The sequence below is a fragment of the Paracoccus sp. NFXS7 genome, assembly GCF_040148865.1.
In the GTDB taxonomy this organism is placed as follows: domain Bacteria; phylum Pseudomonadota; class Alphaproteobacteria; order Rhodobacterales; family Rhodobacteraceae; genus Paracoccus; species Paracoccus marcusii.
Map to the genome: position 1 here is coordinate 1 of NZ_JAKEKV010000020.1, position 20331 is coordinate 20331.

Below are 20331 nucleotides of genomic sequence, written 5' to 3' on the forward strand. Positions count from 1 at the left end.
GACGCCTGAAGGACTGGCGACGGGTCGCTACACGCTACGACCGATGCCCGAAGGTATTCCTATCCGCCGTCGCCCTCGCAGCAACCGTCATGTTCTGGCTATGAAACGAGAACGAGTCCTGACCCTACTGGACCCGCGCCTGGCTCCACTGAAGGCCGAATTATTGCTTATCTCCGGGAGACAGGCAGCGCTTGTTATGCTCAACCGGCGATAGGAATAACTGAACAGGTATCGACCTTTGCCGTCTGGAAGAACGCATGTGCATGGAAGCTGAAAGACACTAGAGCCGCAGATGTCCGGTTTATGCAGTAACCTTCTTGATCCGCCCTTGACGCCCAAGGTCGGTGTCGGGTTAGGGCTTATGCCTCGTAGGATGCCTATCGTTCGCAGAGGTTACCATGACGGTCGTTGCTGCCTATCTCTACCGCCACGGCAAGCGCGTGCGCGAGGTGTCGATCACCGAGAAGATCGACTGCCCCTCGGACAAGTCGGAGTTCGTCTGGATCGGGATCTGCGATCCCACCGAAGAGGAGATGCAGACGCTCAAGGAGCAGTACGACCTGCATCCGCTGGCCATCGAGGATGCCGTCAAGGCTGACCAGCTGCCCAAGGTCGACATCTACGGCGAACAGCTGTTCGTCGTTGCGCGGACTGCGCATCTGGAAGGCGATACGATCACCTATGGCGAAACCGCCATCTTCGTCGGCCACAGCCATATCATCAGCGTGCGCCACGGATCGGCCCGCTCTCACATCGCGCTGCGTGCGCAGCTGGAGGCGGCCCCGAGCCTGCTGATCCACGGGGTCGACTACGTTCTGCATGCCATTCTGGATTACATCGTCGACGGCTATCTGCCCATCGTCGAGCAGATCGAAGAAAAGGTGCTGTCGATGGAGCAGCAGACCATCGACACTTTTCTCGGACGCGAAGAGATTACGCGCATCTTCGCGCTCCGTCGCCATCTGACCAGGTTTCAGCGGGTGCTTGGCCCGATGGGTGAAGTCGCCGGCAAGCTGGTCCGACAGGACCTTCCCTGCATCGATGCCAACACAAGACCCTACTTCAGCGATGTCCTGGATCATGTCCGGCGCGTGCAGACCATGGTCGACGGGCTGCTTCAGGTCCTGGCCTCGGTCTTCGAGTTCAGCAATCTGCTGGAGCAGCAACGCACAGGCATCATCACCCGCCAGCTCGCGGCCTGGGCGGCCATACTCGCCGTGCCCACAGCGATTGCAGGAATCTACGGCATGAACTTCGAGAACATGCCCGAACTATCGACCAGGTACGGCTACTTTGTCGTGCTCTCGGTCATCGTGGCCGCCTGCACGTTCCTCTATGTCCGCTTCAAACGGCTTGGCTGGCTCTGACTGGATCACCGGACGACAGTGAATGCGGCTGTACCGGGGTGCTACTGCATCGACGCTTTTGCGGGCTTCTCCACGGCGGAAAACGGCTCGAGTCGCGATCCCGGCACGTCTGGACCGCCATCTGCGGGGGTTGAAGCGGTTCCTGGACCCGACAATGCGCCAGAAGGCCCTGCGGCGCGTCGTCGGCGTGCTGCCGGAGCTGGCCGCAGCCGATCTGGTCCTGCTGCGCTACAAGCCCGGTCGCCGGATGGTCGCGCGACTGGACCTGCAAGGCCAGCCTCGGGGCGTGCTGAAGGTCATGGCGGGGCGCGGATTCGACGGTGCGCTGATCGGCGCCACGGCCGCGATGGCCGATGGTCAGGCGCCCCTGCTGGGCGCGGATGCCGCCTCGGGCGCGATGCTGACCGCGTGGATCCCAGGCCACCCGATCTGTCCCGAGATGACCGGCCATGCGCCCGACCGCACGACTGTGGCCTAGATCGGAACCGTGCTGGCCGCCCTGCATGCCAGCCCCTTTCGGCCCGCGACCGAATGGACAGCACAGGCGAATGCCGAGGCCGTTCTGACCGCCGCCGCCGACCTGATGCCGTTGGATGCGGACCTGGCAACACGCGCGCAAGCCTTGGCCACCCCGTTGGCTGCACGTCTGGCTGGAACTGCGTTCGACCCGGTCCTGGTCCATGGCGATTTCAGCGCCGATCAGGTCGTGATGGGCGATGTCGCGCCGGTGATCCTCGATTGGGACAATGCCGGCCTGGGCGATCCGGCGCGGGATCTGGGCAGCTTTCTAGCGCGGATGGACGCGCAGGTGATCGACGGGCTGCTGACACAGGATCAGGCCGATGATCGGGGCGCAGCCTTGCCGCAGGGCTATGGCACCGTGCCGGCCTCGGTGGTCTTGCACCACGCCCGTGCGCTGATGCTGCTGCTGACCGATGGGTTCCGGAACCGCCATCCAAACTGGCCCGCCCGGACTCAAAGCCTGATGGACTGCATCGAGCAGGTGCTGAGCACCATTACGACGCACCACGCGAGTGGCATGCGTGGCTCATAAAGATTGTCTTCCCTTGATTGAGCTAATGATGATGTAGTCGGTCGGCTTGCGACATAGAGCCGACCAACGCATGAAAGCATGCCGATGTTTGAACATCTGACAGAGCCGCCCGATCCGTACATTCTTGTACTGATGAGTTTCGGGGGCCTCATCGCCCTCGTGGCTTGGTTGCCCCTGGTCCTTCGCCGATTGCCGCTTTCGCTGCCGATCGTGTGCATACTCATCGGGGTTGGGCTTGGTCTGGTGCCGGGGCTGAGGTTCGATCCCTCGCCTCTTGAGTACCCCACGATTGCCGAACGATTCTCCGAGTTCGTGGTGATCATCGCGCTCATGGGGGCAGGTCTCAAGATCGACCGGGTCCTGGGGCTTCGGTCCTGGATGATCACATGGCGGCTGATCTTCCTGACCCTGCCATTGGGGATCGCGCTCATTGCACTTCTTGCCGGGACATGGCTTGCCCTGCCTTGGACGATGGCTCTTCTGCTGGGTGCTGTCCTGGCGCCAACGGACCCTGTGCTGGCCTCGGACGTACAGGTCGGTCCTCCGAAGTCCGGTGAGGAAGACGAGGTCCGCTTTGCGCTGACGTCGGAGGCCGGCATCAATGACGGTGCCGCTTTCCCCTTCGTCCACCTTGCCATCGTCCTGTCAGCGGCCACGGTGACGCAGGAGCCTTGGTTCTGGGACTGGCTCAGTTACAACGTTTTCTGGGAAATCGGCGTAGGAGTTCTCGGGGGCTACCTTATCGGCAAGCTCTTCGGCTGGATCACATTCCACATTCCTGCCGAGAGCAAACTGGCCCAGACTGGTGATGGGCTGATCGCACTCGCAGCCACATTCATTTCCTACGGCTTTACAGAGACCCTCCACTCCTACGGGTTTCTATCGGTGTTCGTCACAGCGTTGACCTTCCGTCAGGCTCATCGGGATCACGATTTTCATACGGACATGCACGATCTGACGGAGCAGGTTGAGCGGATCGCGATGATGATCCTGCTGCTGTTCTTCGGTGGCGCCCTGGCCAATGGGTTGCTGTCCGCCCTTCGCCCGGTGGATTTCACAGGTGCACTACTCATTCTCCTGGTCATCCGACCCGCTACCGGAATGATCGGTCTGGACGGTGTGAATGCCACGCTTGGCGAACGTCTGACCATCTCCTTCTTCGGAATTCGCGGAATCGGTTCTTTCTATTATCTGGCCTACGGTCTCAACCACATCGACGACCTGACGCATGCCCCGCGTCTGTGGGCTATCGTCGGTCTGGTGGTGCTGCTGTCCATCATCATGCATGGCCTCACGGTGACCCCGATCATGAGGCAACTGGACATCACGCACGGCCGTAACCCCGATGCGGATGATGCAGTGCCGCCCCCGGGCTTTCAGGGGCCTGCTGCCTGACACATGCGGCAGCAACGCAACGCAGGTGAAAAAGGGCCCCTCAAGGGGCCCATGCTACTCGTTACGATGGAAGAACCTTATGCGTGCTCAGACTCGTCCTCGTCGTATTCCGTAGCAGCGTCGTTGATCGTGTCCTCGGCAAGTTCTGAGAGCTTGCTGTCTGCAGCGCTCTCCTGGTCCAGAATGGTCTCGAGATGGGCCTTCGCCTCGTCCATGCCAAGAGCATCCGCAAAGGCGCTCATGGAGCCGTAGCGGGTGATCTCGTAATGCTCGACGGCCTGGCAGCTGAAGATGATGGCTGCATCGCCAGCGGCAGTTCCTCCAAAATCTTCAAGCAGGCTCTCGCTCTCTTCGAGGATGCCATCGATGGCGTCGCATTTCTCGGCTTTGGCGCGCTTGCCCAAAAGCGCAAAGATCGCCTCCAGACCCTCGATCTGCCCGGCCGTCTCCTCGCGGTGCTGGGTCAGAGCCTCAACCAGGTCCGGGTGATTGGCCGCCTTGATCATCTTGGGAAGGGATTTGTAGATCTTCTTCTCGGCGTAATACATATCCGCCAGCGCATGTTCGAACAGATCGGCCAAGCCCTTCGTCTCGCTGGCCTGCTTGGATGCCTTGGCGGAGGCCGCTTTGGCCGCAATGGTTTTCGAACGCTTCGCACGCGTCTCGGGGCTGGCTTTTTGGGTCTTTCCGTTGGCTGTTTTGCTGGACTTGGCAGCGCTTGCCTTGGTGGACTGAGGGTCTGCAGCTTTGTTATCTTTTGCCATGATCAGGATCTTCCTTATGTGGTGGTCGGAGGTCGCTGGCATCGTCGACTTGAACGCCGCTGTTCACGCGGCTGTTCCCATGACATCGGAGGAATTCTTATCTGGCCAATGGTCGGATATGTTCTGTTGTGTTCGCTTGTTATTCTGTCCCTTGGGCCAAAAGGCGTGGACGGCGCACGCGGCGGCCAGACCCAGGACAGCGCCAGCGGCAACGTCGATTGGATAGTGCTTGCCGCGCGGGACTTGGATCCCCGCAATCATCGCAGCGATCGCCAGGGCTGGCACAGCCGTTTGCGGCAGATCGCGCGCCATGACGGTGGCCACAGCCACGGCTCCGGCAGTATGACCGGACGGAAACGAGGTGTCGTGTCCGCCTTCGCTTTCACCCGCCTCGCATTCATAGGTCTGCTCTTCGATCATGACTTTCGGGCGTGTCCGCCTGAAATTGTTCTTGATGATCCGTTTGACAGAGTTTGCAAGAACATGAGCGGTCATCATCTTGAGGCCGACCTGCGTCATATATGGACGATGGGTAATCGCCCCTGTCCCGATCATCGCGGCACAGACAATCGACAGGGGGATCTGATCAGCGATCTCGCTGGCCGTCCCAAGCGTTTTGACCACGGGGTGATGGCGGTGGCGCGCAGCAGAGCGTGCAACCTCCTTGTCCGCTTCTTCGACGGCGCTCGCAGCGTCGGGTGAACGTTTGTTGTTGTTGTGACTGTTCGGGCTCATGGATGATCGCTTTCTTCTTGATCTTGCGCCACGGGGGCGGCGATCACGCGGAAGCGTCAGCACCGTCTTCAAGTTCCGGTAATAAAGGTTGGCCGCGAACGCTCTGGTCTTCAGGCGCTGGCGCCAAGACACGACCCCTCCGGTATGTCATCGCTCATCGTCATCACCATGCGACGCAGTCGGTTTTGGTAGAACGACTGGTACCGCGGCCAGGATGATCAGGACAATGACTGCCGACAGAACGGCGGTCGCTTCCAGCCCGAGACCTGCCATCACGCCTATGCCCGCCGTGGCCCAGATGTTCGCGGCTGTCGTCAGTCCCTCGATCTGATGCCTTGTCGAGCGTACCATGATCGCCCCTGCCCCTATGAAACCAATGCCCTGCACAATGCCTTGCAGGACGCGTGACATGTCCCCGATTTCCATCCCGCTCTGCAAAGGTCCCAGGACAAACAGCGCCGCGCCCACCGCGACCAGCATATGAGTGCGGACACCCGCGCTTCGACCCTTCAGCTCTCGTTCATACCCGAGAACGCCACCCAGAATGGCTGCAAGGACCAGGCGCATCGTGATCCGCGTCAACGTTGATAGATCCGGTACGTCTGAAAATTCACTGCGAATGGTAAGCCATATCTCTTCGCCCATGGCCGTCCCTTCCCAGACTGATACGTTCATGACACTTGCGTAACAACCAAGCTGAGGCATTCCAAGTGAGCGTTATGGGCATGTAAAACCTGCGGAGGAGAGCTCTCAAGCCGTTCATGACTTTGGATCTTGGAGCCTAATCTCCGCTCCAAATGCCAAGTCGGCTTACGCCCTCCAGATTGCCAAATCCGAACGGTACCTTGGCACCAATCCACGATAGGTCGGATGGCTAGGGACTCCGTGAGACGCGGCAGGGCGATAGTGGCGACTAACTTTTATTGCCCACCGGAAACCGGAACGAACCGTGGACGGTAAGGTTGTCGAGCATCACGGAGGGATGTGATGACGTCTGACCAGAACCAGAACCTAGACAAGCAGACCGTCCCGCTTATGGAAGAGCGACTGACGGTCACGAAGCGGAAGAGGGTGACAGACAAGGTCAGGGTCTCGACAGTCACCGAGACGGTGGACAGCCTTGTTCCTGTCGATTTTTCCGACGTCGAAATAGATGTGGTCCGGGTCCCAATCGAGCGGGACATCGACGTCGTCCCGGATATCGTGACTGAAGGGGACCTGACGGTCATTCCTGTGGTCGAAGAGCGCATCGTCATCACGCGGCAGCTTGTCTTGCGGGAAGAAATCCATGTTCGCCGCGCCGAACGTCGGGAAATTTCCAACATTCCGGTCACCATCCGGCGCCAGCGCGCCGTGATCGACCATCTCGGCCCTCAGACTGAGGGTCAAATCATCAGCGAAGAGGAAACTCACGATGACCTATGACAATGAAGCCGGTACTTCCAACGGAAGCATGTCCGTCTCCGCCATGTTCGATACGAACGCCGATGCCCAGAATGCCGTATCGCGGCTCGAGACGCTCGGGATATCGCGCACGCAAATCCGAACAGTCGAGGGTGCTGCCCAATCCACGGAGCAGCGGGCCTCGACGACCGACGACAAGGGATTCTGGGATAGCCTTGGCGATTTCTTCTTTCCCGACGAAGACCGCTACACCTATGCCGAGGGGCTGTCGCGCGGTGGGGTTCTCGTTACCGTGACTGGCCTGACGGCCGCTCACTGTGACCAGGTTCTCGACATTCTGGATGACGAAGGCACCGTGGACCTGGCCGAGCGCGAAGAAAGCTGGCGATCGGAAGGCTGGGGTGGCTATGAAGTGAGCCCCCATGCGACCGGAGCCAGGACCGTCGGGTCAGCCGTCGGGGCGGACGGAAGCTATGCTGACACTTCCTCTAAGACGGGTGACGAGAGCATTCCGATCATCGAAGAGCAACTGCGTGTTGGCAAGCGAGACACCAGCCATGGGCGCGTGCGCGTTCGGGCGTATGCCGTCGAGGAACCAGTCAGCGAAACGGTAACCTTGCGTGAGGATCGCGTCGAGCTGGAACGGCGTCCAGTCGATCGGGCTGTCACCGATGCCGATACGGCGTTCCGGGACCGGACGGTCGAAGCCGAAGAGTTTGTCGAGGAGGCGGTCGTCTCAAAAGAGGCGCGCGTCGTCGAGGAAGTTAGCCTGCGCAAAACCAGCGATACGCGCCAGGAAACGGTGACCGACAGCGTACGTCACACGGAAGTCGAGATCGACGACGAACGGTCCGACACCCCCCGCACGACCCGCTGAGCTCAGAGATATTCGCAAACTATTCGGGGCGCATCCTTACGGGATGTGCCCCGAAATTTACGATTTTGCTGTTCTCGAAACGTGCCATATGCCTGCAGCATTGCTGCGCGTTCTCCGAGGGGTCCGGCTATTCTGCCGAGCGTTACGAGTATTCTTAGGCCGCAGGGCTGATTGCGGCATAGACCGCGTAAAGTCGCGAGTTTCCTCACGTTCAACGCCTTCTTGATCATCACGCGCCACGGATGGGATATCGAAATCGGGTTTTATTCGGCTAGTGCTGCGTGCGCACCATCCCGCGCCAATCTCAGCCGTGTCGTTGTCAGGACTGTGCCATCCCCGGAGCAAGTCAGTCTGACGCGCCAGTCTGGTGACTGAAACGTCAGTCGAAGCTTGCCTGCATCGGCTCCGGTGCCGCGCTCGACTCCGGTTCTGATGCAGCCTGACTGCATCAGAACCTGAAAGCCGATCACGTCCAGATCCATCAGCGGGGCGATCAGCGCCGCATCGACGACAGGCTGGTCACCCCTGAACTCGATTTTCATGGTAGATCTCCCCGTGCCGGTCTTGCGACCCATCAGGCCGCGAGCTGCTCATCCGCGGGACCGAAGAACTCGTAGTGGATCCGATCGGCAGGAACACCCGCCTCCCTCAGGCCCGCAACGAAGTAGCGGAGAAACGGACGCGGGCCGCACAAGTAGATGTCGGCCTCGGTCAGCGGGACGCTGGTCCGCAACCAATCCATGCTGATCCGCCCGGGATGGGCCGGGACGTCTGCGCCGTTCTCGTAAAAAGTACTGACGACGATATTTCCGTGGCGCGTCGCGGCGTCCTGCACCTGCCGGGACAATGCGTGGTGTGCAGGACTGCTTGTGCCGTGAACATAATGGACCGGGACGTCCTGATGCTGCCGGGCCAGAACTTCCAGCATGCTGACCATGGGCGTCAGACCAACCCCACCCGACAGAAGGACAACCGGCCGCGGCGGATTGACCGACAGGTGGAAGTCGCCGGCGGGCGGCGTCGTTTCCAGGATCGTCCCCACCAACGCATGGTCATGCAGGAAGCGGGACGCTTCTCCCTCTGCCTCGCGCTTCACGGTAATGCGATAGCTTTCGTCGCTTGGCGTGCTGGAGATCGAATAGTTGCGCTTGACCCCGGGCAGTCCGGCCGCGTCAAAGCGCAGCGTCAGATATTGGCCTGGTCGGTGGGCAACGACTGGACCGCCATCCTCGGGGCGCAGCACGAATGATACGATGCCTTCGGCCTCAACGTGCCGCTCTGCTACTGTGAAGCGGCGCCAGTCTGTCCAGCCGCCACGCTGTGCCTCGATTTCGGCACGGATCGTGGCTTCGCGCGCGATCAGCAGATCGGCCAGGAACCAGTAAGCCTCGCCCCAGGCCGCCAGGATGTCGGGCGTCGCGGCATCGCCCAGAACCTCCTCAATGGCGCCCAAAAGGGCTTGGCCGACGAAGGGATAATGCTCGGGCAGGATCGCGTAGCCGATATGCTTCTGGGCAATCCGTTCGACCGCCGCGCCCAGAACCTCCAAATTTTCGATGTTTTGGGCATAGGCCAGAACAGCATGCGCCAAGGCAAGCCGCTGCGTGCCTTTCTGCTGGTTCGCCTGGTTGAACAGGGCGGCGATATGGTCGTTTTCGAACAGCCGCCGGTACATCGTCTCGGTGATCAACGGGCCGTATTGCTCCAGGGCGGGAACGGTGGCTTTCACCACCGTGATGGTCTGCAGGGACAACGGGCGAGCCATGTGATTCTCCTAAACATGCATCACTTATGCATCTATACGGCACTATACATGCAAAGCAAATACTTGTATTCATGTCCTATGAAATTGAGCCGCTACACCGACTATGCCCTTCGTGCGTTGATCTATCTCGCAGCGAGCGACGGCAGGCTGGTATCGATCCGCCAGATCGCCGAGGCCCATGACATTTCCCAGAACCACCTGATGAAGATCGTTCAGGACCTCGGAAGCGCAGGATTTATCCGGACCACCCGAGGCAGACAGGGGGGACTGCAGCTGGCGCGCCCGGCCATCGAGATCACCATCGGCCAAGTCGTTCGACACACCGAAGGCGACGACCCCTTGGTGGATTGCAGCACATGCCGTATCTCCCAGGGCTGCGGGTTGCCTGCCGTGATCTCGCAGGCGAGAGAGGCATTCATGGGTGTTCTGGACACCTGCCGCCTGTCGGATGTTGCTCGGATGCCCGGCGCGTTTCAGCATCTGTTCGCGGTTCAGGACCGTTCATAGGGCCACGCTGTCGGAGCCATGGTTTGTTATCTGCTCGGACTTCGGGCGTGCCAACAATTGTGCATTTCTTCCCAAATATCCGATTACCCACTGCCCTAATCGCTGCATTGCCGGCTTTAGGCCTGTCAGTCGGCTCAACATCGCCAGCAGACCGCGAAAAAATATACTGGATCTCCGACGCGACTGTTAATTGCTGGACAGTTCGTGATGTTACCGGCAGTCGGCAATCAGAAGAACGCCTATCTAATCGCTTTTTCGAGCAACCCATGAAAGCCTGGCTAAAGGCACGGTCACAACATTGACCGCGCCTTCAGCCGTAATCAGCTTTGTGAACAGCGTATCGGAACTTTCGATCAGATCACGCCAAAGGCCCGCATTGCCTCCGCGACCTTGACGAAACCTGCGATATTGGCACCCAAGACGTAGTTTCCTGGGGCACCGTATTCGTCGGCCGTTTCAGCGCAGGTGTCATGGATACCGCGCATGATGGATGCGAGCCGCGCCTCGGTCTGTGCAAATGTCCAGCTATCGCGCGAGGCGTTCTGTTGCATTTCGAGTGCAGATGTAGCGACGCCGCCGGCATTGGCGGCCTTTCCCGGAGCAAACATGATATTGGCGTCCTGGAACATGCGGATGGCCTCGGGTGTGCAGGGCATGTTGGCGCCCTCCCCCACGGCCACGACCCCGTTTCCGATCAACGCTTTTGCATCTTTGCCTGAAAGTTCGTTCTGGGTCGCCGACGGCATGGCGATATCACAAGGAACATCCCACACCGAACCGTTGGGCACAAAACACGCGCCGTTGCCCTTGAATTTCGCGTATTCGGAGATCCGTTGCCGTCGAACTTCCTTGACCTCCTTCAGAAGAGCCCAATCAATCCCAGCATCGTCAACAACGTACCCACTGGAGTCAGAGCATGCGACGACTGTCGCACCGAACTCCATAACCTTCTGAATGCTGTAGAGAGCGACGTTTCCGGAGCCTGAGACGACGACCCTCTTGCCCTCAAAGTCCGTCCCTTTGGTGGCAAGCATCGACTGGATGAAGTAGGCGTTGCCATAGCCGGTGGCTTCAGTCCGGGCGCGAGATCCCCCATAGGACAGCCCTTTGCCCGTCAGGACGCCAGCCTCGTAACGATTGGTCAGGCGTTTGTACTGACCGAACATATAGCCGATTTCGCGGCCGCCCACGCCGATATCACCGGCTGGAACGTCAGTATATTCACCGATATGTCGGTGCAGCTCTGTCATCAGGGATTGACAGAACCGCATGATCTCAGCGTCGGAACGACCTTTGGGATCAAAGTCTGATCCCCCTTTGCCGCCGCCGATCGGCAGACCTGTGAGAGCATTCTTGAAGGTTTGCTCGAACCCGAGAAACTTGATGATCCCGACGTTTACGGAGGGATGAAACCGGATACCGCCCTTGTAAGGTCCAAGGGCAGAGTTGAACTGGACCCTGAACCCGCGGTTTATCCGCACCTGCCCCTGGTCATCCACCCACGGAATACGAAAAATGATCTGACGCTCCGGCTCGCAGATCCGCTCGATGAGTGCATCGTCGAGGTAACGAGGGTGTTTGGCGACAACCCTGCCCAAGCTCTCGAGGACCTCACGAACCGCCTGATGGAACTCCGCCTCACCGACATTACGCGCCATTACCTGATCCAGAACCGACTGCAGCTTTTCATCCATGCTGTTCATGGCGGCGTTTTCCTTCGAAAATGGCGTGCGGATGTGCAACTGCGCAATCTCTCAGCAAATTACGCGGTCCGATGCAACCCTCACAGCCGCAACTGAACATGGCGCTCGTGGCAGATAAGGCACGGACGCGCGAGCAATGGGTGACGCCACTTGACCTCCCCAAGCGTCGCGGCCATCTCATAGGGCATGCTGGTATCTGATCATCATGTTCGGTTTCCTCTTCTGAACCGCCCGTTCCCCCGGGCGGAGTAGGCGCGTCGTCGCCTTCCGCTTGGGGTCGTCATCTGTATTGAAAGATTGACACCGCGATCCCTGGATCGCGTGAGAGGGCGAATGAGATATGCTTCACATACCAGTTGCGTTGCAGGGCAATCCGTCGAGGCTGGCCTCGGAGGATCACGTCGGCTGTACGTTGGTTTTCGCCGACATCCCAATCATCATCGCGGCCGTCGAGCGCGCGAGAACGACCCCTTGGCCGGGCGAATATATTTCCAGATACCTGAGCCATAAGCTCGACAAGAGCGCCGTCGTTCCCGATGGAATGGCAGGTGGTATCGTAAGGGTCGGGACCAAGGTGACGTGGATGTCAAGCGGCGGAGGCGCACAGACAGCCGTGTTGCACCCCCGTAAAGAAAATTCTCAGACTGAAGGTCTCATTGACCTTGCTTCCGTGTTGGGAGCGACCCTCATCGGGCTGAAGGTTTTGGACAGAGCTGCGCTTCTGCGCTCAGACGGCAAGTTTGACGTCACCGTCGTTTTGAACATCGAGAACTAAGCGACCTGCCAGTCGCGTTGATCCCATACCAGATCTACAAGTGAGCAAGCATATGACGAACTCTCGAAACCGACCCGGTCGGCAGCCCAAGATCATCCTCGATCAAGCAACCGTCCACAGGATCGAGTCCCTGGGGCAGCGGCTTTACCAGAGCAACCCCACACTTGCCGATAGGCTCTTCGGTGAACTTGGTCGTGCGCGTCTGGTCTCTCGAGACAAGCTGCCGGCGAACGTCGTCTCCCTGGGCAGGCGCGTCACCTATCGAGACGAGACAACCGGCGAGGAAAAAGTCGTTGTTCTCACGTCTCCTGAAGATGCCGATATCTCGCAACAGCGTATCTCCGTCCTGACACCTATTGGTGTTGCCCTACTGGGTCTGAGTGAAGGCGCACAGTTTGGCTGGAACGATCGGACAGGCGCCACGCGAAGCCTGACGGTTCTTCGGGTTGAAGCCGCAGAAGCAGTGGTGATCTGACTGACGGACCCTCGCGTGCAGAACGTTCGGATGACCCAGGCTCGGCGCGCTCAAGAGAGGGTACCGCTGCGTTTAAACGATGAAAACAGTTCTTCGGACAATCTGCGCGTTATGATTGCATTCCAGGGTCAAGGGCTTGCAGAGCCTTTGACCCTGGCGCATCGGCGTATTCAAAAGATTGAAGGGCGACGTGAACTTATTGTTGTCTGATTTTTTTCTGACACAATAAGCTTAAGGAAGCGGTAATATCTTCGCACCAGGTAAAAGGCGTCAAATGGGAATCGGCGTTAATTAAACCTAAAAGACGTTGACTAAATTTGGATGACGATCTATTTCTCAGGCCATGATGGTTCATGCGGCATATTTCCGTTTCATACTGCTAAACCGCCTCTGACCCCGGAAGGTCAAGGCGCCGAAGCGCCTATGCCTCGTCCGGGGACTCCTTAATTTCCAAGAAGGAACAGGAGTGACGATTATGTCACCGGGGGAAGATTGTGACCATCAGAAACAATGACTGCGCCAATCTACGTGAATCAACACAACAAGCGTTGTTTCAGGTTCGTCGCTCCTGGCAGCTTGTCGAAGGCGATTATCTGAAGATGCTCCAGTACGTGAATGACAGCGATCCGACGCAGGATCGAGCATTATGCTTGTTAACGCATGTCCTGCGTCATCGGGTGTCGACTGCCGGGGTGATACGAGGGCCTGCTCCAAAAACGTTAGCGATTGGCGGTGCCACCGTCGTCTTTGCCGTGGACAATCAAAACGCTCAGCAGGGTGTGTTGAGCCATGACGCCAAGGAAGCTGCTACGGATCTGGTTATTCCTGTGCGCTCCCTCTTAGGCGCAACGCTGATTGGCATGCAGGCCGGACAAAGAGCACCCCTTCTTTGCGAGAGCGGCCGGGTCGCTTCGTTATGGTTGTTGGAAGTGTTTCATCCATGCGTACCACGCATCACGTAACCGAAGCCTTCGAGACGTTCCAGATTATCGGTGAACAAAATGTTCCTCCTCGCCTTCCGTCGTGTCTGCGCCTCTTGTGGTAAGCTTCTGCCGCGTGCAGCCTCTGTGCGATGTCCCTTTTGCCGTTCGCCGGTGACTGCGGGATTCTCAGGGTTTGACAAACATACGTCGATCAAAAATATAGCATTAACTAATATGAACTGGTGCCAGCATTAACATACAGGACGAATTTTCTCCCACATATTTTGATTGGATGCCTTCTCCTCCACGTAGAGAAACTGACTTTCTTAGGTCGGCAGGATTTCAAACACTCATTATGTCGTCTCAAACGGTTTTGGCCTTCCCGATAAAGGCTTCAGTAATTGTTTCAAGATGACGTGTCATCGCGGCGCTGGCTGATTGTGGATCTCGTCTGGTTATAGCGTCGACAATTAACTGGTGCTCATCGCTATGGGCTTCTTGGAACTCGGTAGGCGCCATGGTTCGGTAGCTTCGATCCCATGCTCGCTGCCAGGTTGCCTGCCGGCGCGCGCTGGACAGATAGCCCATGAGGCCGATAAGCACTGGATTTCCCGTGATCTGTGCAATCGCATGGTGAAAGTGGCTATCGGCCTGTTCGGAGTCCGCCCGACTTGAACAGCGCCGCCCGGCTTCAACTTTTCTCTGGAGAAATTGAATGCCGGTAGCATCCACTCTTCTCGCCGCCTCCCCCGCGATGGAGGGCTCGAGAAGCAGCCTCGTGCGGATGAGATGGGTTGGCGTGGCTCCTGCGATAAGCAGCGTTTCTCGTAAAGGAACATCAAGGGGCGCAGGCCCGCGGAACGTGCCCTTCCCGACATGACGCCAGATCAGGCCTGCATGCTCCATCTTGGCAAATGCAATGCGTATGGTCTGACGGCTACACCCTATTTGAGCTGCGATGTCCCGTTCAGCTGGGAGGCGATCACCGATGTCCGGAGCGCACCGCTCGAGCAGCTCCTTCAATGCACTGTCGGCAGCCGCTACCCGCATGATGCACCATTCCTTGCAGACCAATTTGCAGACCAATGTTTTTTAGGCCACTTGCGGTTTACAAGCTATGGGGATGCCAAAGATGGTCGAGCTTTTACTCCTGATCGTGGCGGGATTTGCGTCCGGCGTTCTCAATGCCGTTGCGGGTGGTGGCACATTCATTACCTTCCCGGTGCTGGTCTATCTGGGCGTCCCCCCGGTCAGTGCCAATGCAACAGCCACCCTGAGCGCATTGCCCGGCTATGCATCGGGCGCGTGGGCTTTCCGCAACGACATTCGTGCAGAAGGCTCCCTCGGAATTATAGGAACATTGGTCATTGCTGCCATCGGAAGCACCATCGGGGGCGTTCTGCTCATCCTGACACCCGGAGATGCTTTCCTGGCAATCGTTCCCTGGTTGTTGGCTCTTGCCACGCTCCTGTTCGCCATAGGACCGCGTCTTTTGATTGCCATCCGCCGACGGGGGATTGGCAATGCCGGCCCTGTCGTGTCTGGAGGCGTCATTTTGGCAGTGTCCATCTATGGGGGTTATTTCAATGGTGGGTTGGGGATCATGCTTCTGGCTGCCTTGGGGCTGATAGGCTACGTCAATCTTCACGGAATGAATGGCCTCAAAAGCGCCTTGTCCGCCTTGCTGTCGCTGATCTCTGCAATGACATTTGTATATGCAGACCTGATTGCCTGGGAGCCAGCCGCAGCACTGGCAGTCAGTGCAACGCTTGGTGGCTATATTGGTGCAAGTGCCAGTCGCAAGATAATGCGGATAGATTTGCTGCGCATATTCATCACCCTTATTGGAACGGCAATGACCATCGCCTTTTTCCTTAAGTAGGTCTCTGCGAAAAACTGCTGAACGGTAGACGTCCCGGGCGTCATGTCGAAATGAAGGCTCGTCATCGATTTTACGACCGGACTGGAAGTGGCAAACCTCTGGCGATCGTCAGGATCTGTGCCTATGCCCTTAAAAAAAGAAGGCATAAAAAATTCCGACTACATTGAGAAAAAAAGATCCTCTAGATAAGAGGTTGTGCCTATGGCCTTTCGCGCAGAAGTGGCTATGGTGAATTCGCCGTCGAATTTAGACGGTGAAATAAAGGAACCGTACTATGGAAAAAGGTATGACCAAGCGACGACGGGACGAGAAAAAGCCCAAGAAAGTCGTCGTAAAAACGATCGCCGCTGCGCCTAGCATGAAAAACGCCGTCGCAGTAAGTGCCCTGAAACCAAAGACAAAGTAATTTCACAGATTGGCGGTCCCTCCGGGCTGATCTGTATATCCGATTATGAAACTGGAGAGGCCGCCAGCCAATTTTTCTTCGCAATGCTCTATTCTGACATCGGGGTGAGGGTTTCAGTCCCGCCTGTATTTAGAGTTGGACGCGGAAAGTTATCGGAGCCTAAGCGGTATGAGCGTTTTCAACTTCACAAATTGGCTGTTCCGCAACAAATGGTGGATGGTCTATGCGGTACGGGTCGTCACTGCATCTGCAGCAACCCTGCTTGCCGTTTATATATTAGGCCTAAAGGTGGAGTTATCGGCGGTTATCAGCGCCATCGTCGTGACGCAAAGCAATATTGGTGGCTCGCTCACCAAGGCATTTGAACAATGTGCAGGCTCGTTAATAGGCGCCGCTTATGCGACTTGCGTGATCCTTGTGATCCAGCCCTTGGATCTACTTATGAACGGGATTTCGCTGGCAGTTGCTCTAGCGCCAATGGCAGTTCTCGCGGCTTTTTCGATTGGGTTCCAAATAGCACCCTTTACTGCAGTCATCGTGATATTGGGCGCCCCCGGGCCTGGAGCTGGACCATATATTCTTGCCAGTGAACGGCTACTGAGCGTCATTCTGGGATGCGGTATCGGCCACTTGATCTCCATGCTTGTACTGCCCGTACGAGCCTCCAGATCAGTCGTTGAAACAGGCAGTCGCCTCGCTGATCTTCTGGCAGATCAACTCAAGGCCATCGCGCCCGGTGATGGAACCGGGGAAGAGGCGCTTATTGCGAGAACCAGCGATGTGAGAAGGACTTTACTGGAACTAGAAAATCTTGTCCAAGATGCGGTCAGCGAACGGCGGGTCTCTTTCGGCCGAGCCCCCGATGGACAGCGTCTTCTTCGGGTATTAAAGCGCGTTCGCCAAGATGTAGACATGTTACGACGCGCCGCACGCGGCGCGGGTGATGATGCGCTCTACGCGGACGCTGGAGGTTCGTGGAGGCATGCAGCACTCAGCGGTGCCGAGACTTTACGTAATGTAAGCCGCATATTGTCCGGCATTGAAGTTCAAGAGAACATCAATACGTTGGTGCCCGCGACCCGGGGATACCGGGCAACATTGGACGAAATGCGAAAGACGGGGGTGACTTTGACACTTTCGACAGATGCTTTGAGCCGATTGTTCGGGTTAGGACACGCACTGAGTCAGCTGCAACGCGATCTGGATGATCTCATTGCAGCCTCGCTGCAGATTACGAGTTCGAGAGCCAGAGCTCTTTAATATCGTGTCTCTGGCTTTTGATTGCTGCGCCACTGAACCACTTGGGGAAGTGGCATGTGGGACATTGGGCAAGCTTTGGCGCAGGCTGGCAACGCACTCAGCAGCGTCGACTCCCTTGTCCGCACGGCGCAACGAACTGCTGAACGGGACGCTGCTTCCTTCATTGCAGCATGCGCGTGTCACACTGGCCTTCTGGCGCACGGGCTACGGCACTGAACGCACACACTCATGACTCAGCTGGCAGACACCTGCTGAGTTCGGCCAAACCTTTACCCCGCAACGGGGTCTAATGCTGCGCAATCTGCAAAGCTTCGTTCCAGCCCACGTTGCACAACCCACCGAAACCGGCAGGTCTCACCCCGCGGGGTCTCATCCACGTTGGATTAAAGTCGGGGATAACGTCAGCAGGCAGCGCGTATTATGTCCCATCAGCGGCAAGAGTAGCTGAACAGGTATCGCCCTTCTCCTCCGGAACGACCGGGGCTAACCGAGCATACACGCTGATTGCTGAGGAGGTAGTCGCGGGCAGCCCCACGATACTCGATCTCCGGATCCTCGATGGCGGCAGCCATCAAGGCGACCTCCAGTTGGCCGCGACGATCGGCGATGTACCAGGCATTCCCCTTTTAGAAATGTTCATCGGCAGTGCCGAAATCGGAGACGGGCGGTGTTGTGCATCCCCCGAGAACAAGCAAGCCGATCAATGCGTATTTCATGCCGAGGTCAGTCACTTACGATGCCGCGGTCATGCCGCGCCTTTGATATAAAGACGAACCTTCCTTGGCAGTGTGGGTTCCGCGGCAAGCATCGGTCTTCTTGTTGTACCGGCGCGCGTTTTCAAGTGAAGATCATTGATGCCGGCAAACTCGCCGTCAGGGGTGCAGGCGAACAGATCGAGAAGCCAGGCCTCCAGATCGAGCACGTTTGGTACTGCGATTTCCGATAGGGCTTGGATGTAGAAAGATATCGGGCAAATGCCAGGATAATAGTCCGACTAAGCAAACCACCTTGCGGAACACTGGATCCGGCCAGCGGTTAAGGTGCAGGAGGACTATGTCATGACGCAAGACCAACCGAAACCGACCCCCACCGATCAGGTTCAAGAGGCCGCGAAGACAGAACGGCATCCCGAAGTGCCTGACCATGCCTTAAATGAGAAAAACCCAGCTGTCCCCGGCGGCAACCGTCCTGACGCCGCAGTCGCGGAAGACCCAACCAAGCCCGGCCTTATCGACAAGAGCAAGACTTGACCTGAGCGACAATGCATTGACGTCAAGGCCCGCCCGCTCGGCGGGCCTTTGAGTAGGAAAACGTGCCGATACAATTTAAGGGATCGCTGGATTGTCGATACCCCTATAGGTTGTGTTAGACAGCATTCCCTGTTGTCACCCGGCCCCGCTCGGCAACTCCCTCCAGCTGAGCGGGGCATTTTCCCGCAACAGCTGTTCTGAAACCGTCCGCTACCAATGCCGACATATATCTTTCGCAGTACGACGCGGGTCTTCGGGCGACCTGCCTCGTACAGACTGCTCACGCCTTTGGGCCCCGAGTGGATTTTCCAGGAATTGACGGGGGTTTGTTAACGATCCGGGGCCGCAAGGCTGGATCTCGCCAGCGCGGCGATCAGATCGGTTCGGGTCACGATGCCGACGATACGACCTCCCGAAATGACAGGTATGGCATCGTATTTCCCGTCAGCCATTTGCGGTAGGAGCGCAGCGATTGGCGTGTCGGCAGACGCGGTGGGGCCATCTTGTTCCATGATCTGACTTGCCTGTGACGGAGCGCGGCCGCTCTGTGCACGAGCACCTCGAATACGTTCCAGCCACTCAGGATGGCGAAACCGCGCGCCGCCGAGCAAATGACGCTGGTAGATCACTCCGAGGAAATGCCCCCCAGCCTCGACCACGGGTAATGCAGTGAACTCATGCCGCAGAAACAAGGCTGCGATATCGTGCAAGGAGGTGTTCGGACCGACCGTGATCAAATCACGCGACATGATATCCGAAACCTTGGTGCTGCCGGTTCGCTGTCCTGCAGCCGTGACTTCCGCTGCTGCAATAAGGCGAGCCAGATCTTCGACACCCAGGTTCAGCGACTGTCGATAGCGAGCCAGGATATTCACCAGATCATCTTCAGACAGGCCAAGGCGTTCGCTTGCGACATGATCAGATGTGCCCTGTGGGTTGATCTGTTCGAACTGGCGAAACGGATAATGGCGCCCGGTGGCCCGCCCATAGAGGACACCCACAACGACAAGGATCGCGGTTCCAAGGGCAACCGGGCTCAAGGCGAACCATAGTCCGCTCTCCTGGGCCAGATCAGGGCTCATGGCCACGGTCATCGCGACCGCGCCACCGGGCGGATGAAGGGCGCGCAGCGTGATCATGATTGCAATGGCGGCACCCACCGCCCCGGGGATCCGCAGGACGGGGTCGGAAAGTGCAGCACAAACGGCGATGGCGACAAAGGCAGAAGCCGTGTTTCCGACCACAGCGGACCATGGCTGCGCCAGCGGACTGCTGGGCACTGCAAAGATCAACACGGCGCTGGCCCCGAATGGCGCGATCAGGAAGAGTCCCAGATGGACATCTGAAGACGCAGCCAGAACGAATGCGCCCGCCACGACCAAGCCGATCAATGCCCCCAATCCGGCGCGCAACGCCTCCTTCGGGTTGCCCAGGGGTATCGCGGGACCCAGGGATCGAACTACGCGCCGGATCATGTCGGTCTGCCCTGTTATCGGTCATGTCGGTGCGCCGTGCTTACGCTTTGAGCAGACCTGCTGGCAAGTTGATCACCTGCTGCTCTCCGCATGACCACGGATCCCCGGCAGCGATCAGCCCATGGACGCCGACCTCATCTTCCCCGTCAGGTCAAGCGACCACGATAGGCTTCACTCGATGTCCGGCAAAAGCGCGGTCAGAAATCCAAGAAACAGCAGCAGCGAGAGCGCGTTGAACACCTGCTGCATGCCGACCAGATCAGCGATCCCCCCAAGGGCGGCTGCGCCAAGCGCCCCGACCCCGAACGCAAAGC

The 20331-nt window shown here is 58.2% G+C and carries 23 protein-coding genes and 1 pseudogene; 15 read left to right on the top strand and 9 right to left on the bottom strand.

The genetic code is table 11. The features are described from left to right. From LZ686_RS18265 to LZ686_RS18285, 5 genes and pseudogenes are all read left to right on the top strand, one after another. Positions 1 to 104, top strand: a pseudogene (locus LZ686_RS18265) (IS5/IS1182 family transposase); the annotation flags it as partial. Between the two features lie 294 nt (positions 105 to 398). Further along, complete coding sequence (locus LZ686_RS18270; RefSeq protein ID WP_045983108.1) at positions 399 to 1367, top strand: magnesium and cobalt transport protein CorA; 969 nt, start codon at positions 399 to 401, stop codon at positions 1365 to 1367. Positions 1368 to 1521: 154 nt separating this feature from the next. Further along, positions 1522 to 1845, top strand: a complete 324-nt coding sequence (locus LZ686_RS18275) for a hypothetical protein (protein WP_349548687.1) — start codon at positions 1522 to 1524, stop codon at positions 1843 to 1845. A gap of 9 nt (positions 1846 to 1854) precedes the next feature. Then, complete coding sequence (locus LZ686_RS18280) at positions 1855 to 2421, top strand: phosphotransferase family protein (RefSeq protein ID WP_349548688.1); 567 nt, start codon at positions 1855 to 1857, stop codon at positions 2419 to 2421. Positions 2422 to 2505: 84 nt separating this feature from the next. After that, positions 2506 to 3816: a cation:proton antiporter gene (locus LZ686_RS18285; RefSeq protein WP_349548689.1), complete on the top strand. Its 1311-nt coding sequence runs from the start codon at positions 2506 to 2508 to the stop codon at positions 3814 to 3816. A gap of 77 nt (positions 3817 to 3893) precedes the next feature. Here LZ686_RS18285 and LZ686_RS18290 read toward each other — a convergent pair whose 3' ends face one another. From LZ686_RS18290 to LZ686_RS18300, 3 genes are all read right to left on the bottom strand, one after another. Next, positions 3894 to 4580 (bottom strand): YciE/YciF ferroxidase family protein, encoded by a 687-nt coding sequence (locus tag LZ686_RS18290; RefSeq protein WP_349548690.1) that lies wholly within the window; start codon positions 4578 to 4580, stop codon positions 3894 to 3896. 63 nt (positions 4581 to 4643) lie between these two features. Further along, the gene (locus LZ686_RS18295) at positions 4644 to 5315 is read right to left on the bottom strand and encodes a phosphatase PAP2 family protein (protein WP_349548691.1); all 672 of its coding nucleotides are present in this window, start codon (positions 5313 to 5315) and stop codon (positions 4644 to 4646) included. 147 nt (positions 5316 to 5462) lie between these two features. Continuing rightward, positions 5463 to 5960 carry an MgtC/SapB family protein gene (locus LZ686_RS18300; protein ID WP_349548692.1) on the bottom strand — a complete coding sequence of 166 codons (498 nt, stop codon included), beginning with the start codon at positions 5958 to 5960 and terminating at the stop codon, positions 5463 to 5465. A gap of 342 nt (positions 5961 to 6302) precedes the next feature. Between LZ686_RS18300 and LZ686_RS18305 the strand changes: the two genes are divergently transcribed. Both LZ686_RS18305 and LZ686_RS18310 read left to right on the top strand, forming a co-directional pair. Then, on the top strand, positions 6303 to 6740 hold the full coding sequence (locus LZ686_RS18305) for a YsnF/AvaK domain-containing protein (RefSeq protein ID WP_349548693.1): 438 nt from the start codon (positions 6303 to 6305) through the stop codon (positions 6738 to 6740). After that, the gene (locus tag LZ686_RS18310) at positions 6730 to 7596 is read left to right on the top strand and encodes a YsnF/AvaK domain-containing protein (protein WP_349548694.1); all 867 of its coding nucleotides are present in this window, start codon (positions 6730 to 6732) and stop codon (positions 7594 to 7596) included. Before LZ686_RS18305 ends, LZ686_RS18310 begins: the two co-directional genes overlap by 11 nt. 263 nt (positions 7597 to 7859) lie before the next feature. Here LZ686_RS18310 and LZ686_RS18315 read toward each other — a convergent pair whose 3' ends face one another. Together LZ686_RS18315 and hmpA are read right to left on the bottom strand one after the other, a co-directional pair. Next, positions 7860 to 8138: a DUF6522 family protein gene (locus LZ686_RS18315; protein ID WP_349548695.1), complete on the bottom strand. Its 279-nt coding sequence runs from the start codon at positions 8136 to 8138 to the stop codon at positions 7860 to 7862. 32 nt (positions 8139 to 8170) lie between these two features. Further along, positions 8171 to 9361 carry an NO-inducible flavohemoprotein gene (gene hmpA / locus LZ686_RS18320; RefSeq protein WP_349548696.1) on the bottom strand — a complete coding sequence of 397 codons (1191 nt, stop codon included), beginning with the start codon at positions 9359 to 9361 and terminating at the stop codon, positions 8171 to 8173. A gap of 78 nt (positions 9362 to 9439) precedes the next feature. Here hmpA and LZ686_RS18325 point away from each other — a divergent pair, with 78 nt between their 5' ends. After that, positions 9440 to 9868, top strand: coding sequence for an RrF2 family transcriptional regulator (locus tag LZ686_RS18325; protein WP_349548708.1), 429 nt, complete (start codon positions 9440 to 9442; stop codon positions 9866 to 9868). Between the two features lie 353 nt (positions 9869 to 10221). Here LZ686_RS18325 and gdhA read toward each other — a convergent pair whose 3' ends face one another. Beyond that, a complete protein-coding gene (gene gdhA, locus LZ686_RS18330) occupies positions 10222 to 11571 on the bottom strand; it encodes an NADP-specific glutamate dehydrogenase (protein ID WP_349548697.1) in 1350 nt (449 codons plus the stop codon). Between the two features lie 340 nt (positions 11572 to 11911). Here gdhA and LZ686_RS18335 point away from each other — a divergent pair, with 340 nt between their 5' ends. The 4 genes from LZ686_RS18335 (at position 11912) to LZ686_RS18350 (ending at position 13783) form a co-directional block, all read left to right on the top strand. Beyond that, entirely contained in the window at positions 11912 to 12346 is a 435-nt protein-coding gene (locus tag LZ686_RS18335; protein ID WP_349548698.1) for a hypothetical protein, read from the top strand. Between the two features lie 40 nt (positions 12347 to 12386). Then, complete coding sequence (gene rnk, locus LZ686_RS18340; protein ID WP_349548699.1) at positions 12387 to 12821, top strand: nucleoside diphosphate kinase regulator; 435 nt, start codon at positions 12387 to 12389, stop codon at positions 12819 to 12821. A gap of 15 nt (positions 12822 to 12836) precedes the next feature. After that, positions 12837 to 13031, top strand: a complete 195-nt coding sequence (locus LZ686_RS18345; protein WP_349548700.1) for a hypothetical protein — start codon at positions 12837 to 12839, stop codon at positions 13029 to 13031. Between the two features lie 284 nt (positions 13032 to 13315). Beyond that, positions 13316 to 13783 carry a hypothetical protein gene (locus LZ686_RS18350; RefSeq protein WP_349548701.1) on the top strand — a complete coding sequence of 156 codons (468 nt, stop codon included), beginning with the start codon at positions 13316 to 13318 and terminating at the stop codon, positions 13781 to 13783. Positions 13784 to 14107: 324 nt separating this feature from the next. Here the strand turns inward: LZ686_RS18350 and LZ686_RS18355 are convergent, their stop codons facing one another. Then, on the bottom strand, positions 14108 to 14794 hold the full coding sequence (locus tag LZ686_RS18355) for a FadR/GntR family transcriptional regulator (protein ID WP_349548702.1): 687 nt from the start codon (positions 14792 to 14794) through the stop codon (positions 14108 to 14110). 73 nt (positions 14795 to 14867) lie between these two features. Here LZ686_RS18355 and LZ686_RS18360 point away from each other — a divergent pair, with 73 nt between their 5' ends. Both LZ686_RS18360 and LZ686_RS18365 read left to right on the top strand, forming a co-directional pair. Next, positions 14868 to 15626, top strand: coding sequence for a sulfite exporter TauE/SafE family protein (locus LZ686_RS18360; protein WP_349548703.1), 759 nt, complete (start codon positions 14868 to 14870; stop codon positions 15624 to 15626). 574 nt (positions 15627 to 16200) lie between these two features. Continuing rightward, positions 16201 to 17292 (top strand): FUSC family protein, encoded by a 1092-nt coding sequence (locus tag LZ686_RS18365; protein ID WP_349548704.1) that lies wholly within the window; start codon positions 16201 to 16203, stop codon positions 17290 to 17292. 745 nt (positions 17293 to 18037) lie between these two features. Here LZ686_RS18365 and LZ686_RS18370 read toward each other — a convergent pair. Further along, positions 18038 to 18214: a hypothetical protein gene (locus LZ686_RS18370; RefSeq protein ID WP_349548705.1), complete on the bottom strand. Its 177-nt coding sequence runs from the start codon at positions 18212 to 18214 to the stop codon at positions 18038 to 18040. Between the two features lie 136 nt (positions 18215 to 18350). Here LZ686_RS18370 and LZ686_RS18375 point away from each other — a divergent pair, with 136 nt between their 5' ends. Continuing rightward, the gene (locus LZ686_RS18375) at positions 18351 to 18542 is read left to right on the top strand and encodes a hypothetical protein (protein ID WP_349548706.1); all 192 of its coding nucleotides are present in this window, start codon (positions 18351 to 18353) and stop codon (positions 18540 to 18542) included. 329 nt (positions 18543 to 18871) lie between these two features. Here the strand turns inward: LZ686_RS18375 and LZ686_RS18380 are convergent, their stop codons facing one another. Next, positions 18872 to 20017, bottom strand: a complete 1146-nt coding sequence (locus tag LZ686_RS18380; RefSeq protein ID WP_349548707.1) for an HPP family protein — start codon at positions 20015 to 20017, stop codon at positions 18872 to 18874. Positions 20018 to 20331: the final 314 nt, after the last annotated feature.

Coding starts and splice junctions, on each gene's coding strand:
- LZ686_RS18325 (WP_349548708.1), top strand. CDS start 9,440: ATGAAATTGAGCCGCTACACCGACTATGCCCTTCGTGCGTTGATCTAT.
- LZ686_RS18305 (WP_349548693.1), top strand. CDS start 6,303: ATGACGTCTGACCAGAACCAGAACCTAGACAAGCAGACCGTCCCGCTT.
- LZ686_RS18360 (WP_349548703.1), top strand. CDS start 14,868: ATGCCAAAGATGGTCGAGCTTTTACTCCTGATCGTGGCGGGATTTGCG.
- LZ686_RS18315 (WP_349548695.1), bottom strand. CDS start 8,138: ATGAAAATCGAGTTCAGGGGTGACCAGCCTGTCGTCGATGCGGCGCTG.
- LZ686_RS18285 (WP_349548689.1), top strand. CDS start 2,506: ATGTTTGAACATCTGACAGAGCCGCCCGATCCGTACATTCTTGTACTG.
- LZ686_RS18310 (WP_349548694.1), top strand. CDS start 6,730: ATGACCTATGACAATGAAGCCGGTACTTCCAACGGAAGCATGTCCGTC.
- LZ686_RS18355 (WP_349548702.1), bottom strand. CDS start 14,794: ATGCGGGTAGCGGCTGCCGACAGTGCATTGAAGGAGCTGCTCGAGCGG.
- LZ686_RS18365 (WP_349548704.1), top strand. CDS start 16,201: ATGAGCGTTTTCAACTTCACAAATTGGCTGTTCCGCAACAAATGGTGG.
- LZ686_RS18335 (WP_349548698.1), top strand. CDS start 11,912: ATGCTTCACATACCAGTTGCGTTGCAGGGCAATCCGTCGAGGCTGGCC.
- LZ686_RS18295 (WP_349548691.1), bottom strand. CDS start 5,315: ATGAGCCCGAACAGTCACAACAACAACAAACGTTCACCCGACGCTGCG.
- LZ686_RS18270 (WP_045983108.1), top strand. CDS start 399: ATGACGGTCGTTGCTGCCTATCTCTACCGCCACGGCAAGCGCGTGCGC.
- LZ686_RS18375 (WP_349548706.1), top strand. CDS start 18,351: ATGACGCAAGACCAACCGAAACCGACCCCCACCGATCAGGTTCAAGAG.
- LZ686_RS18380 (WP_349548707.1), bottom strand. CDS start 20,017: ATGATCCGGCGCGTAGTTCGATCCCTGGGTCCCGCGATACCCCTGGGC.
- LZ686_RS18300 (WP_349548692.1), bottom strand. CDS start 5,960: ATGGGCGAAGAGATATGGCTTACCATTCGCAGTGAATTTTCAGACGTA.
- LZ686_RS18275 (WP_349548687.1), top strand. CDS start 1,522: ATGCGCCAGAAGGCCCTGCGGCGCGTCGTCGGCGTGCTGCCGGAGCTG.
- hmpA (WP_349548696.1), bottom strand. CDS start 9,361: ATGGCTCGCCCGTTGTCCCTGCAGACCATCACGGTGGTGAAAGCCACC.
- gdhA (WP_349548697.1), bottom strand. CDS start 11,571: ATGAACAGCATGGATGAAAAGCTGCAGTCGGTTCTGGATCAGGTAATG.
- LZ686_RS18290 (WP_349548690.1), bottom strand. CDS start 4,580: ATGGCAAAAGATAACAAAGCTGCAGACCCTCAGTCCACCAAGGCAAGC.